The organism is Paenibacillus sp. JT22N1 (genome assembly GCF_059692155.1).
In genome coordinates, this window is the sequence record NZ_JCAUAW010000020.1 from 66,373 (window position 1) to 81,295 (window position 14,923).

General features: G+C 50.0%; 11 protein-coding genes. 5 read left to right on the plus strand and 6 right to left on the minus strand.

From position 1 onward, the window contains the following. The first annotated feature begins 224 nt into the window (after positions 1 to 224). The 4 genes from AC58UU_RS30825 to AC58UU_RS30840 all read left to right on the plus strand — a co-directional run bounded on the left by AC58UU_RS30825 (position 225) and on the right by AC58UU_RS30840 (position 4,967). Positions 225 to 1,832 carry a type 2 periplasmic-binding domain-containing protein gene (locus tag AC58UU_RS30825; protein WP_497321256.1) on the plus strand — a complete coding sequence of 536 codons (1,608 nt, stop codon included), beginning with the start codon at positions 225 to 227 and terminating at the stop codon, positions 1,830 to 1,832. A gap of 85 nt (positions 1,833 to 1,917) precedes the next feature. Then, positions 1,918 to 2,886 carry an ABC transporter permease gene (locus tag AC58UU_RS30830; RefSeq protein ID WP_497321337.1) on the plus strand — a complete coding sequence of 323 codons (969 nt, stop codon included), beginning with the start codon at positions 1,918 to 1,920 and terminating at the stop codon, positions 2,884 to 2,886. Between the two features lie 19 nt (positions 2,887 to 2,905). Next, on the plus strand, positions 2,906 to 3,781 hold the full coding sequence (locus AC58UU_RS30835) for a carbohydrate ABC transporter permease (protein ID WP_497321257.1): 876 nt from the start codon (positions 2,906 to 2,908) through the stop codon (positions 3,779 to 3,781). Positions 3,782 to 3,914: 133 nt separating this feature from the next. Further along, on the plus strand, positions 3,915 to 4,967 hold the full coding sequence (locus tag AC58UU_RS30840) for an ATP-binding protein (protein ID WP_497321338.1): 1,053 nt from the start codon (positions 3,915 to 3,917) through the stop codon (positions 4,965 to 4,967). On the opposite strand, the gene aroA is transcribed toward AC58UU_RS30840, so the two are convergent. Next, positions 4,964 to 6,319 (minus strand): 3-phosphoshikimate 1-carboxyvinyltransferase, encoded by a 1,356-nt coding sequence (aroA, locus tag AC58UU_RS30845; protein WP_497321259.1) that lies wholly within the window; start codon positions 6,317 to 6,319, stop codon positions 4,964 to 4,966. The genes AC58UU_RS30840 and aroA overlap by 4 nt on opposite strands. A 109-nt stretch (positions 6,320 to 6,428) precedes the next feature. Between aroA and AC58UU_RS30850 the strand changes: the two genes are divergently transcribed. Beyond that, entirely contained in the window at positions 6,429 to 7,310 is an 882-nt protein-coding gene (locus tag AC58UU_RS30850; RefSeq protein ID WP_497321260.1) for a LysR family transcriptional regulator, read from the plus strand. Between the two features lie 53 nt (positions 7,311 to 7,363). Here AC58UU_RS30850 and AC58UU_RS30855 read toward each other — a convergent pair whose 3' ends face one another. The 5 genes from AC58UU_RS30855 to AC58UU_RS30875 form a co-directional block, all read right to left on the minus strand. Further along, a complete protein-coding gene (locus tag AC58UU_RS30855; RefSeq protein ID WP_497321262.1) occupies positions 7,364 to 7,951 on the minus strand; it encodes a TVP38/TMEM64 family protein in 588 nt (195 codons plus the stop codon). A gap of 727 nt (positions 7,952 to 8,678) precedes the next feature. Next, positions 8,679 to 10,391 (minus strand): glycerol-3-phosphate dehydrogenase/oxidase, encoded by a 1,713-nt coding sequence (locus AC58UU_RS30860; RefSeq protein WP_497321264.1) that lies wholly within the window; start codon positions 10,389 to 10,391, stop codon positions 8,679 to 8,681. 133 nt (positions 10,392 to 10,524) lie between these two features. Then, positions 10,525 to 12,033: a glycerol kinase GlpK gene (gene glpK / locus AC58UU_RS30865; protein ID WP_497321266.1), complete on the minus strand. Its 1,509-nt coding sequence runs from the start codon at positions 12,031 to 12,033 to the stop codon at positions 10,525 to 10,527. A 24-nt stretch (positions 12,034 to 12,057) separates the two neighbouring features. Then, positions 12,058 to 12,615, minus strand: coding sequence for a glycerol-3-phosphate responsive antiterminator (locus AC58UU_RS30870; protein WP_307437424.1), 558 nt, complete (start codon positions 12,613 to 12,615; stop codon positions 12,058 to 12,060). Between the two features lie 216 nt (positions 12,616 to 12,831). After that, positions 12,832 to 14,835, minus strand: coding sequence for a GTP-binding protein (locus AC58UU_RS30875; protein WP_497321340.1), 2,004 nt, complete (start codon positions 14,833 to 14,835; stop codon positions 12,832 to 12,834). Positions 14,836 to 14,923: the final 88 nt, after the last annotated feature.

Genomic DNA, 14,923 nt, shown 5'->3' on the forward strand with positions numbered 1-14,923 from the left:
CGGAGCAATAAGTTGTACACTGACGTTTTTTAATATCTCACTGATTTGTTTTCTACTAGCCCGCATTTCTTACGAAAATACAACGCAAATGAAAAGAAGAAAGTATCCCTTCTCGCGGGCAGAAGCTACACTCGGAACTAGAAGACGGGACAACAACGATCCCGTTTCACAAGCAAATGCATTCACTCATTATGAAAAGGGAGGCGTTTTCATTGAAGAAAAAAATGAAACATATAAGTTCCGTCATGCTGATTTCTTTGCTCGCAGCTTCAGTTGCCGCATGCAGCAGTAATGGCGGAGGCGACAAGTCGTCGTCACCGCAGCCTGGCAAAGAATCGCAACCGCCGAAGCTGACCAATCTGACGTACTGGGTAACTAACCAGCCCTCAGCCGCTTCACAGATGAAGACATACGCAGAAATGGAATTATATAAGGAACTAGAAAAAGTATCCGGCGTGAAGGTTGAATTCCAGCATCCTCCGACTGATGCCCAACAGGCAAAAGAACAGTTCAATCTAATGCTCGCCTCCAACCAACTGCCGGACGTTATTGAAACCAGCTGGACGGGGTATCCAGGTGGACCAGAGAAAGCGATTCAAGACAACAAAATTATTAAGCTGAACGATTTGATCGACAAATACGCGCCGAACCTAAAAAAACTGTTGACGGATCATCCGGACTGGAAAAAGCAAATCATGACGGACGATGGCAGTGTCTACTCGTTCCCGTTCCTGCGAGGCGGTGACAAGGTCAGAGTGTTCTTCGGCCCAGGTGTACGTCAGGATTGGCTGGAAAAACTAGGTTTGAAAATGCCAACAACGATCGACGAATGGTACAACGTGTTGAAGGCGTTTAAAGAGAAAGATCCGAACGGCAACGGCAAAGCGGACGAAATCCCGATTTACCTCGATAAAGCGTTATTCGCTACCGACGCTCCGTTCCTCGGCGCATGGGGTATCAATTACAGTTTCTACCAAGACAGCGGCAAAGTGAAGTACGGTCCTATCCAGCCGGAGTTCAAAGATTTCCTTGCAACGATGAACAAATGGTACAAGGAGGGTCTGCTTGACAAAGACTTCGCAGCCCCGAACGATAAATTGTACGACAATAAAATGACGACGAACCTATTGGGAGCATCCGTGTTCTATAACGGCGGGGGCATCGGCAAATACGCCAACCTGATGAAGGACAAAGACCCGAATTTCAAGTTAGTCGCCGCTCCTTATCCGCTATTAAAAGAGGGAGATAAACCAATTTGGGGCCAGAAAGATTTCGTAACCAACGGTATTGGCGCTGCTATCACGACGAGCAACAAAAATCCGATTGAAACTGTCAAATGGCTTGATTATGCTTACGGTGAAAAAGGCGATCTGCTCTTTAACTATGGCAAAGAAGGCGTCAGCTACAAAATGGAGAACGGCAAAGCCGTATTCCTCCCGGAAGTACTCAACCCGCCGAGCGGAGTCAGCCTTGCGCAATCGTTTTCGAAGCATAACCGTTCGACGTGGAGCGCACCGTTCGTGCTTAGCGATAATTTTCAATTGCAGTATCTCGCGCTCCCGCAGCAGAAAGATGCGCTTGCCATCTGGTCGAAGCCGACGGCTGAACGCAAAATGCCGCTCGTGACGCCGACGAAAGATGAAAGTAGCAAGTATGCTTCCGTCATGACAGATGTCGAGACGTATCGTGACGAAATGCTGCTCAAGTTCATTATGGGCGTGGAGCCGATCGAGAACTTCGACAAATACGTTAAGAAGATTCAAAGCATGGGCATCGAAGACGCCACCAAAATTCAGCAAGCGGCGCTCGAACGATTTAATAAACGCAGTTAAATGAATCGAAAGATCGGACTGGGAGATGATCGGATTCATCTCCCAGCTTTTATATCGAAACCATGCAGAAAGGCAGGGAGAAACGATGGCGCAAAGCTCTGGAAACGTACAGGCAGGCACAGCAACCAAGATTTATCGCGATCCGACATTACTTCAGGTCATTCGCTCAGATCTTAAGCGGCATTGGGCCATTTATGTGATGGCCCTTCCTGTTATCGCTTATTACCTCCTGTTTCATTACGGGCCGATGTACGGTTTACAAATCGCATTCAAAGACTTTTCAACAGTAAAAGGAATCTGGGGAAGTCCATGGGTCGGCTTCAGGCATTTTGAAAGCTTTTTTAACGGTATTTATTTCTGGCGATTAATTAAGAACACCATTTTAATTAACGTATACGAGCTGTTATTTGGCTTTCCGGCGGCTATTGTATTAGCGTTGCTGCTCAATGAGATTCGCAATAGCATGTTCAAACGTGTTGTGCAGACAATCTCGTATTTGCCCCACTTCATTTCAATCGTCGTCGTGGCTGGGATGATGGTCGACTTTTTAGGCCGTACTGGTCTCATTAACCAAATCATCGCCACCTTCGGAATCGAACCGATCGACTTTTTGAAAGAAGCGAGCTGGTTCCGTTTCCTGTTTGTTTCATCCGGTATTTGGCAAGGAATCGGTTGGGGCTCCATTATCTATTTGGCGGCGATGGCCACCATCGACCCGACCCTGTATGAGGCCGCCCGCATGGATGGCGCGAACCGTTGGAAGCAGACGCTGCACATCACAATTCCCGGTATTATGCCCACGATTGTTATTTTGTTCATTTTGAATATGGGAAACATGCTGTCCGTTGGCAGTGAAAAAGTACTCCTTCTGTACAATCCGCTCACTTACGAGACAGGGGATGTCATTTCGACCTACGTCTATCGTAAAGGGGTTCTGGAGGCAAGCTACAGCTTTACGGCAGCGGTGGGGCTTTTTAACTCCATTGTAAGCTTCATTCTGATTGTGTCCGCCAACAGCATCAGCAAGCGGCTCACCGAGAACAAACTTTGGTAGTCAGAAGGGAGATTCGTTGATGAAACCAACAACAGGTGAACGATCGTTTGGATATTTGAATGCACTCCTTATGATCGGCCTTTGCATAGTTACTTTGTACCCATTCTTATACGTTCTGTTTGCTTCGTTTAGCAATGCAACGTCTTTCCTACAGCATCGCGGACTGATGTTCAGCCCGGCTGGCTTCGATCTCGGCGCTTACAAAGCAGTGTTCGATAACCCAATGATTGTCAAAGGGTACCAGAATACGTTGCTCTATGTGGTGCTTGGTACCGCAATTAATCTCGTCATGACAGCGATCGGCGCATACGTATTGTCCAGACCTAATTTATATTTCAAAAATATCATCATGTTTTTCATCGTCATAACCATGGTATTTCACGGTGGCTTGATTCCGACTTACCTGCTTGTGAACGATCTCGGGATGATGAACACGATGTGGGCACTTCTCATTCCCGGTGCGATAAATACGTTCAATATGATCATCATGCGCACCTCTTTTCAAGGCATTCCAGTTAGTTTGGAAGAATCCGCAAGAATGGACGGCGCTAGCGATTGGAAGATTTTGTTCCTCATTATAATCCCGCTTTCGATGCCTGTTATTGCTGTCATGATTTTGTGGTACGCGGTAGGACATTGGAATTCCTACTTCAGCGCGCTAGTCTATTTGCGGAGCCGTGAAGACTACCCACTCCAGCTCGTACTCCGTGAAATTTTAATTGCAAACAATACCGATTCGATGATGACGGGTGCAGCCAACGATGACAAATACGCAATTGGTGAAACGATTAAATATGCGACGATTATTATCTCGACGTTACCCATTATTTGCCTATATCCATTCCTGCAAAAGTATTTCGTCAAAGGCGTTATGATTGGGGCGATTAAGGAGTAACAGCCCTATACGATTACCATAATTTATGTTATTATTTATTTACGTAATTACGTAAATAAATAATTTAGATGAGGTGATCCTTTTGACCACAACACGGGATTATGGCACCGAGCTAGATGCGTTACAGGCACAAATGAATAATCTTCAGCAGCTTGTCAGACAATTGATTCCTAACCAAGATGAGAATAACAAAGTGTTTACTGAGCAAAAGAATTTAGCAGCTGAGCTGGGGAGTGTCTTTTACTCCGGGCAATATCAGGGAGATCAGGCTAGCTTCCGGTGGGAGCCTCAAGAAAAGCATGTCCGTCAGTTAATCCAACTGGACGGCGATAAAGCAGCCAAAATCTTGGGTGCTCTTGCTCATAAGCAGCGACTTGATATTTTAAGATCAGTCTTGCAAGAACCTCTTACCGGACCTGATCTGGTAGAACGACTAAATATGGGGACAACGGGACAACTCTACCATCACATCAAGGCATTAGTAGGAGCAGACCTTCTCGTTCAAGAAGAGAGAGGCGGCAAGTATATCATTCCAGGCCCCCGTGCACTTCCACTTTTATTGCTGCTGGCGGCGGCTTCCGATCTCATGGACACTAGTGACTATTTAGCTATGACAGAGGCTAGAACGAATGCGCATGCTTATTTGGGCGGAGCACAAGAAGTATATGATCCACACTTACTGCTGTGGGCAGTTGTCGAGAACTGCATTCTGGAGCATCTACATGGCACCTGCAGTGAGGTTAGCCTCTTTCTGCATGCGGATGGCAGCATCACAGTTGCAGATAATGGCCGTGGCATCCCCATTCAAGCACTTCCAGGCAGTGAACACCCACGTGTTCAAACTGTTCTTACAGACATGAGCCGTCTTAACGCTAGTGCTAACTTCCTAGCACCAGGCAGTGAAAAAGGTATCAGCATGCCCGTCGTCAACGCACTGTCACTCAAGCTTTCCGTTGAGATCAGGCGTGACGGTCGAGTGTTCCAACAGCATTATAAGCATGGAATTCCGCAAAGCGAGCTCCAAACCGTAGGCGTGACCAAGGAAACCGGAACGAGTGTTACCTTCCTGCCAGATCGCGATATTTTTAACAAATCGTTTGAGCTAAGCATGCTTGAGAAGCAAGCCGAGGACTTTGCCGTTTTGTATCCGAAGCTGCATATTCAGGTATGGAGTGATCTTTCTTAAGTAACCTCCACCCCTACACCCAACTCTCGCCAACGATCAAAGAAGTCTGGGCATGTCTTCGAAACACAACCCGGATCAGCAATTCTAACGCCATCTACCCTTGCGCCGATCAGTGAAAGCGCCATCGCCATTCGATGGTCGTCGTGGGGGTCTAGCAGCGCTGGTTGCGGCTGCCCTGGATACACCGTTAACCCATCCTCATGTTCCTCCACCTGAATCCCAAGCTTCCCAAGTTCCTCACACATCGCCGCAATGCGGTCGCACTCATGATGCCTGATATGTGCAGCATCCGTCAGTGTAATGGGACCATCCGCGAAGGGGGCCAGCGCAGCTAGTGTAAGCGTCTGGTCCGACCAACGCTGCATACTCACCGTGAAGCCGCCTTTAAGACGCTTTGTACCCCGAACTTCAATGTAATGTTCACCATGCGTCACCGAACAGCCCATTTTCTCCAAAACAGACAATAGCTCTATATCCGGTTGTCGTGTCTGTGCGGAAATACCCTCAATACGGACACGTCCATTCGTCAGAGCTGCAAGTGCCCAGAAATAACTGCAAGTTGATACATCAGGTTCCAGCATGAATGTACGCGCTTCATAAGCGCTCGGCCGAATCGTAATCGCTTGCCCATCCTCATGAACCTCAGGCCTCACACCGAACGCCCACATCATATCCAATGTCATCTCGACGTAGTCCCGCTGCACAATTTGATCAGCAATCCGAATAGTAAGAGTATCTTTTGCATAAGGAGCTGCGAGCAGCAAGCCACTAATAAACTGACTGGAAACCGCTCCGGATACCGTTACTTCTCCTCCGTTAAGACTGTCAGCATGAAGCGTCAGCGGTACACATCCAGGATTGCCCTTATATCGGATATTCGCCCCCAAACTGGATAACGCATCCAACAAAGGTGCAAGAGGCCTTTCAGCCATACGCTTACTGCCATCAAGTGTCCACTCACCATGACCAACTGCAAGTGCCCCGGGTAAAAAGCGTGCAACCGTACCAGCGGCTCCCACGTACAAATCTGCTTTCGCGACTGACCATTGTCCTTCGTTTCCTTGGATTGTAACTGTATTCCCATCCATCTCAATTTCAATTCCTAGCTCTCTGAGAGCATTCATACACCAATAGGAATCATCACTTTGTAAAATACCCTGCAGCCTTGTAGTCCCCTTCGCAAGTGCAGCAATAAGGAGTGCGCGATTAGTGAAGCTTTTGCTGCCCGGTATCGTGATAGTCGCATCTACCGCTCCATGAAGCGGCGACAGCCGTACCTCCTGTCCCTCCAGATGTTGTGACCATGGAGATCTAGCTCTCCGGTCTGGCTCGTGCTTGATTGAATCCTGCATCTCATCCACCCTCTCCAATTGTGCGTATCGTGTAAGCCAATTATAATGGGAGATATAGACATAGATGAAATCACCAAATAAGCACCTTCCCATAAAGGAGCTCTATCTCATGATCCATTTAGAATGGTACCGAATATTCCTACATGCCGCCAAAGCGGGTAATCTAACCAAAGCAGCTGGGGAGCTTTACATTACCCAACCATCCGTCAGCTATGCGATTAAACAAATGGAGCAAGCCTTATCCATGAAGCTTTTTCATCGACAGTCCAAGGGTGTGGAGCTAACAACTGAGGGGAAGCAATTACTGCTTTATGTGGAGCAATCTTTTGCGCTTTTGGAGGCTGGGGAGAAAAAAATGTCCGCACTCAAGCACCTCACAGGAGGCGAACTTCGTGTCGGAGCGAGTGATTCGTTATTCAAGCACTTCTTATTCCCTTATTTGGATACCTATCATACACAATATCCCGACGTCCGCATCCGGCTTTCACACGGCAAAACATCCGAGATTACTTCTCGAGTCAAAGAGGGCAGCATCGATTTCGGACTTATTCATTTGCCAATTGCCGATGATCCTCATCTCGATGTCCAAGCGATTATGACCCTCCAAGACTGCTTCGTAGGCGGTGAAGCCTACCGTGATCGAGATGACTACTCACTTTCCGCGCAGGATATCAGCCAATTCCCCTTACTGCTTCTATCTCCCGGTAGCAGCACAAGGCGCTTCATTGAGCAATGGTTTGCTGCCCAGGATGTCACAATCGAAGCCGATATTGAGCTCGGCAGTATTGATCTGCTTATCGAATTTGCAAAACTCGGCTTCGGCGTTGCTTTCGTCCCTCGGTCTTATGTCGTCAAAGAATTGGATGAAGGGGTACTGCATGAGCTGAAGCCTGACAAAGCCATTCCTGCCCGCAGCATCGGAATCACCACCCGTCGAGATATAACTTCGTCTGTGGCGGCTGCTAAATTTCTTGAGATGCTTTCTTCTTAAAACTGCTAACACATACACGGAGATTTCAGACGACACGTACGCGTACACCTACACTACATGAAACGCTTCTCTATTTTTTTGCTAATCATAAGTGAGATCACAATAAATAAGGCCACATAGATCAACTCATATGGATTCTCAATGAATCGCTTAGGATCGTGCCCGATGAAGCTAACCGACAGCACCATGACCGCTTTTCCCGCCGCAACTGCAACCAAAAAAGAACGAAACCTCATGCCGACCAGCCCAGCAGCCATATTAATCACAACGAAAGGTCCTACCGGAAAAAGACTGAGTATAAACACATAGTTGAAGGCCTGACGGCGCGCCCAAAGGAGACTTTTTTGGACCTTGGGCTTTTGAGCCCAGCGCTCTAGATAAGGATGGCCGGCTACTTTTTTGACGATTGCAAAAGTCACCAAGCACCCACACACAATACCTATCCAAGAGTAAAGAAAACCGAGCCATAGCCCATATACAGCTGCATTTACACTAATAATGACAAGTGTAGGAAGCGGCGGAATGAATGATTTCATGAAAGGTAGAAGAAGACCGGGCAAGGGGCCGAGTGATCGATACTTGTCCAGGATCATCGCCAAATTTTCTTCCGTGAGGTAGGACAAGAGTTCTGTTATTCCCATATGTATGTACACCTACTCGCTTAACAATTAGTTGAAGATAAGGATAAACTTTCGAATTAACGAATTTACGAAGGATAAGGCTGACGCTGTCCAAAAGGACGAGCTCGTTTGTCAAAGCTGATGCGAAGCAAGCGAAGTTGCAAACTTATAAATTCGAATCAAAGAAAAAAAGAACCTCTTAGGCATAATAGCACATGGAGGTTCTGGTTGCTTATTTTTAAGTTAAAAACACTAAATTGACACATGAATGATTTCGCCTGGGGATGCTTATTTATGCAAAATCTACTGTTTGTTTGCTGCGCTCACTGGCTAACCGTCGTCCGAGTTGTATTTTATGCAACATTACACACTCTTTCTCCCTAACTTAGTCTACAATGTTGTATTTCGTACAACAGTTTCAGCTGAGAACGCACATTTCTCCCGGAAAACGGAAAAATTGTTGTATTTTTTGCAACAATACACCTAATTCGGCCAATATTGCTCCAAAATGTTGTGCAAAATACAGCATTACTTGCCCGTGCCCATTGGTGGGCTTTGGCCGACCCATAGAACAATGAATTATTGGCGGGAAAAGTAGTAGTGGCGCAAAATGGCTGAAAAGCTGAACGGCTGGAAAAGCTGAAAAGCTGAAAAGCTGAAAAGCTGGAATACCTGGAATAGCTGAAAAGCTGAATAGCTGGAAAGCTGGAATATCTGAACAGCTGGAATACTTGGTGCCGCTGGAGCTTTACGCCTCCAGCGGGTTCACCGCTTCATGGAGCAACTGCTCCAGCTCAGCGGTGTAGGCTGCGGTTTGCGCTTCGTCCCAGTCGAAGCGCTCAGCCATGAAGGCGATCGCAGGCGCCTTCCACTGCTTTGCCCACGCGATGTCGAAGAAGAGGGCGCCCGTGCGGCGGATGAAGAAATCCGCCGGCTTCACGACCATCTCGCGCTCGATCGCGTACACGAGCGCAGCGAGCACGTCGGCGGGCATGCCCCGCTGCGCTGCCTCAGCCCGGTGCTGCTCCAGCAGCTCGAATACGGCGTCCACGTTGGAGCCGTATCTGCGCGCGAGCAGAGCAGCCTCTGCCTCGGTCAGCCTAAGCCGCAGGCCTTGGCTGACCTTGCCCCGCAAGAACGGCGCCAGCTTCGCGGAGCCGCCCACATCGCCGCCGGAGATCGGCAGCGTCCGGGTGCGGCTCGCCGGCAGCGCCGCCGAGACCTCGCCCTCCGCCAGCAGCATGGCGGCGATCTTGTCCACGACCGACTCCGCCATTTTGCGGTAGCCGGTCAGCTTGCCCCCGGCCATCGAGATGAGGCCGGAGTTCGACACGAAGATTTCGTCGCGGCGCGAAATCTCAGAAGGATCTTTGCCCTCTTGATGGATCAGAGGGCGCAGCCCGGTCCAGCTCGATTCGACGTCCGCTTCCGTCAACCCGAGGGACGGAAACATCTCGTTCGCGGCACGCAGCACATAAGCGCGATCCGCTTCTGTAATACGGGGATTCGCGATATCCCCTTTGTAATTCGTGTCCGTCGTCCCGATGTAGGTTTTGCCTTCCCGCGGAATGGCAAACACCATCCGCCCGTCCGGCGTATCAAAATAAATCGCCTGCCGCAGCGGGAACTTGCTCTGATCGAAGACCAGATGCACCCCTTTGGTCAGGTGCAGCGTCTTGCCATGCTTGGAGCGGTCCATCTCGCGCAGCGTATCGACCCACGGCCCGGCCGCATTAACAATCTTACTTGCGTACAGCGAGTATGACTTCTTTTCGCCAGCAATCTGGTCCACCACACGTACACCCACCAGCTTGCCATTCTCCACCAGCAGTTCTTCAACCTTAGCATAATTCACCGCCAGAGCCCCTAGCTCAACAGCCTTTTTCATGACCTCAATGGTTAAACGCGCATCATCAGTGCGATATTCCACATAGTAGCCGCCACCTTTAAGATCCTTCTTCTTCAAAAGAGGCTCATGAGCGAGGGTTTCCTCTGGGCGAAACATCTTGCGGCGCTCTGATCTTTTGACACCTGCCAAGAAATCATAAACCCGCAGACCCAGCGAGGTGGACAGCTTCCCGAACGTGCCCCCTTTATAGAAAGGCAGCAGCATCCACTCCGGCGTCGTCACATGCGGCCCATTTTCATACACAATCGCACGCTCTTTACCGACCTCAGCAACAACCTTCACATCCAGCTGTTTGAGATAGCGCAGCCCGCCGTGAACCAGCTTAGTCGAACGGCTCGACGTCCCCGCAGCGAAGTCCTGCATATCAATCAACGCGGTGCGAAGCCCTCTGCTTTGTGCATCCAAAGCAATGCCTGCTCCTGTAATCCCCCCACCAATTACGATCAGATCAAGCTTTTGCTCTGACATAGCCTGCAGCATTTCTGTTCTTTTCAGCGCATTGAACCCCTGTTCTTGCCCTATTTTATTGGTTTGCTTAAGTTCCTTCGTCATCTCAATCTCTCCCTCGCGGATATAAAATAAAAAAACCACAACATACCTAACACGTTTACACGTATAGGCCGCTGTGGCTTCTCCTAGTCTCCAACCGAATATTAACTTGTTATAAGTATATCATTGCACACGCTTATTTGAAAGCCATTGCTGCATTTACTGCTTTTTTCCAACCGTCATACAGACTCTCTTGAAGCTCAGCTTCCATTTCCCGTTCAAAAGCCTCATCCACCTGCCACTGAGCCGCAATCTCCGCTTGATCCTTCCAAAAACCTACAGCCAGACCCGCCAGAAAAGCCGCGCCAAGCGCTGTTGTCTCACTAATCATCGGACGTTCCACCGTGACACCCAGCATGTCGCTTTGGAACTGCATAAGGAAGTCGTTCTTCACAGCACCACCATCAACCCGCAGCTTCGTGAGCTGAATGCCGGAATCATCCTCCATCGCTTGCAGCACATCCTTTGTCTGATAAGCGAGTGATTCGAGCGTTGCCCGAATGAAATGCTCCTTCGATGTCCCCCTAGTGAGCCCGAATACCGCGCCCCGAACGTCGCTGTCCCAATATGGCGTACCTAGTCCGACAAACGCTGGTACCACATACACACCATCCGTTGAAGCAACGCGTTTCGCATACTCTTCACTATCCTTCGCCGATTTAATCATCCGCAGCCCGTCCCGCAGCCACTGAATCGCCGATCCCGCCACGAAAATACTGCCTTCCAGTGCGTACTCCACTTTCCCGTTCAACCCCCAAGCAATGGTGGTCAAAAGCCCGCTGCGCGATGGAATCGCGTGATTGCCCGTATTCATCAACATAAAACATCCGGTGCCATACGTATTTTTGGCCATCCCTTTTTCAAAACAAGCTTGCCCGAACAAAGCCGCCTGCTGATCCCCTGCAGCACCCGCAATTGGAATCGCCGAACCGAAAAAGAAGCTTTCCTGCGTATAACCATACACCTCAGAAGAGGAGCGAACTTCCGGCAGCATGGAAGCTGGTATGTCCAAATGCCCCAACAGCTCTTCATCCCACTTCAACTCGTGAATGTTATAGATGAGCGTGCGCGAAGCGTTCGAATAATCCGTCACATGCGCTTTCCCGCCTGTCAGCTTCCAGATCAACCACGTATCCATCGTGCCAAAAAGCAAATCCCCACGTTCCGCTTTCTCTCTGGCACCGTCAACGTGATCGAGAATCCACTTGATTTTGGTCCCCGAAAAATACGCATCAATCAGCAGCCCCGTACGCTTCCGAAAAAGGTCACTTAGCCCCTTCGCTTTCAGCGCTTCACAAATATCTGCCGTCTGCCTCGACTGCCACACAATCGCATGATACACAGGCATCCCTGTGTGCCGATCCCAGACAACCGCTGTTTCCCGTTGGTTTGTGATGCCAATTCCCGCGATCTCCGCAGGCTGCCCCCCGGACTCCGATAGAACCGCAGCAATGACGCCCTGAATCGACAGCCAAATCTCGTTCGCATCATGCTCCACCCAACCCGGCTTCGGAAAATACTGCTTAAATTCCTTCTGGGCTACGTGCACGATACTCCCTTTTTGATTAAATAAAATAGCTCTAGAGCTTGTTGTTCCCTGATCAAGGGAAAGGATATAAGAAGGTTTTGTCCCCGTAATTGCCATTGCCTTACCTCCAAATGTTCAGGATCATTGATGATAATGCTGCCACAGCTCCGTATTCGATGTAGTGACAGCCGTTGCTCCAGCTCCTAGGGCAAGCTCCACATCCTCCACTGTACGAATGAGTCCTCCTGCAAAAATAGGAATACCCGATCGCTCCTTCACTTCCGTGATAATGTGCGGAATAATACCGGGAAGCACCTCAATGAAATCTGGTTTCGTCCTCTCCAAAAGCGTGTAGCTTTTATCCAAGGCACTGCTATCTAGGAGAAAAAGCCGCTGAATGGCGATCAAGCCATTCTGTTTCGTCTTCATAATCACATTCCCCCGCGTCGAAATGATGCCGGCAGGACGAATACTCTGACACAGAAATTCCGCTGCATAATCGTCGTTTTTGAGCCCTTCTATTAAATCAGCGTGCAGCAGCAGCTTCTTTCCGTTTGCTTTGCCCAGATCTACGATGCTTTTCAACTGCCCAATATGACAATCCAACAGAACAATATACGTATAATTAGACTTAAATAGCTTCTCTAGGTCTCTCATTTTGCGAATGGCTGGTAAAATACACTGCTCTTGTAAAGACATAACCATCGCCCCCGTTTCTATAAAATGAACATCTGTGCCTATCCCTGAATGAACGGAAATGAACGGAAATGACAGCAAAAAAACTCACCAAGTATTGCCAATGATATTCAATGGGCAATCCAAGTGAGTCTCCTGTGCTCCGTCACATGTTATTAACTTACCTTCATTGTACTGAGGCAAGTTCCTCATGTCAATGACAATGATCATCCAGCTAACTTAGCTCGACAATGCCTTACGCACAGCTAAAATATACTTCGACTGATCCAGCGGATTGACTCCACGCCGCTTACGCTCCGCATGAACGTCCGGTGGACTTGGCTGATAGCCTGCGAATGATGAGGTTATCACACCTCGTCCGCCTGACATTGCACTCAGCTTCACTGGATATTCCAGTGACGTAGCCACGGGCAGACGACCCTCGACTACGAATCTGCCTCCGGTAATTTGCGGCGGATCAAAAGCCGCTCTCATCTGCACAAGGTCACTAAGCACCTTGCCGCCGAACTCTTCAGGCACGGTGATACGAACCTGAAGCATCGGTTCGAGCAGCGTCGTACCCGTCTGCGCAAGGCCTTGCATGATGCCCATCGGCGTAGCGACAGCGAAGTCGAGCGGGTGAGTGTGCCATACGTGGTGCTCGCCCTCAACTAGCGTCACCCTCAAGTCGGTGACTTCCCAACCGAGCAGCCCTTGCTGGAGCGCCTCCGGCACGCGGCGCTCCACCTCGTTCTGGTACTGCACGAGCAGATGCTCGCCGCGTACCAATGACTCATACACGAGCCCGCTGCCCGGCGCCCCTGGCTCGATGCGAAAACGTAAGATCGCCCAGCACGGCTTGGGCATCGTATAGGCAATGAAGCCTTCGCCCACTTGCGAAGGCGTTTCTTTGTAGATCACGGAAGGTTGGTCGAACCTTACTTGGAGTCCAAAGCGCGAGCTCAAGAGACTCGTGAGAATCTCGAGCTGAATCGCGCCCATAACTTTCACATGCAGCTCGCGCTCCTCCTGCAGCCACTGCAGATCGAGCAGCGGATCCTCGTCCGTCAGCTCCTGCAGCGCTGCGACGAGCGCCGGATACTGCGCCTCACTCTCGGCATGAACCTGCACAGTCAGGAGTGGAACCGCCATCTGAGGCGCAGGCGGCACGCTATCTGCCCGGCCCAGCACATCGCCGATCCGTACCTGCGTCAAACCGCAGACAGCCGCAATGTCGCCGGCCGTGACAAACCCGATATCTTCGGCTTTGCGGCCGTCGATTTTGCGAATCTGGGTCACCTTCTCCTCCACGCCCTGCGTGACATTAACGACGGTGTCCCGGTTGCGGATCGTCCCCTCGTAGAGGCGGACGTACGCCATTCTCCCCATGGTCTTGTCCCGCTCGACCTTGAACACCACGGCCGAAAGCGGCTGCTCCGCAGAGCCACTCGGCCCAGGCAAATAATCAAGGATCGCTTCCATCAGCTCCTTGATACCGAGCCCCTTGCTGGAGGCGCCCACCAGCAAAGGAAAAGCCTCCCCCTGCCGCGCATACCGCTGCAGGGTTACCTTCACCTCGCTCGCCTCGACGGGCGCACCTTCGATGTAGCTCGTGAGCATCCGCTCGTCGAGCTCCGATAACTTCTCCACCGCGGATGCCAAGTCGAATCCGCGTACCCCATCCGCGGCGTCCGCATCCGCCGCACCCAACACGTTCGCCGCACCGCGGAACGAGTCCTCTTGACCAAGCGGTGCATAGATCGGCACCGCCATCTCCGTGAGCTGCTTGTGAATGTCGCGCAGCACCCGCTCGGGATCCGCACCAATGCGGTCCATTTTATTCATATATAGCAAGGTTGGTATCTTGAGGGATTTCAGCGTGTGCCAGATCATTTCCGTCTGTGACTGCACGCCTTCTACCGCTGAAACAATAAGAATAGCCCCGTCCATTACCCGAAGTGAACGCTCCACTTCCGACAAGAAATCGACGTGCCCTGGCGTATCTACAAGATTAATCAACGTATCCTTCCATGAAAAGGAGGTCGTCGCGCTGCGAACCGAAATCCCCCGCTCTCTTTCCACATCCATAGAATCGGTCTGTGCAGTCCCGTTATCTACACTACCAAGCGCACGAATTCGCCCACTATGATAAAGAATATGCTCTGTCGTCGTCGTCTTACCCGCATCCACGTGCGCAAAAATGCCCACATTTCTTCTGGATATTGCTCGATTATCATCCCTCATCAAAGCTCGGTTCTCCTTCTATCACTATCTTACTTTTATTATACTAAAAGCGCGTACAATTGGATAAGTTTGCGTATCACCAATAGGT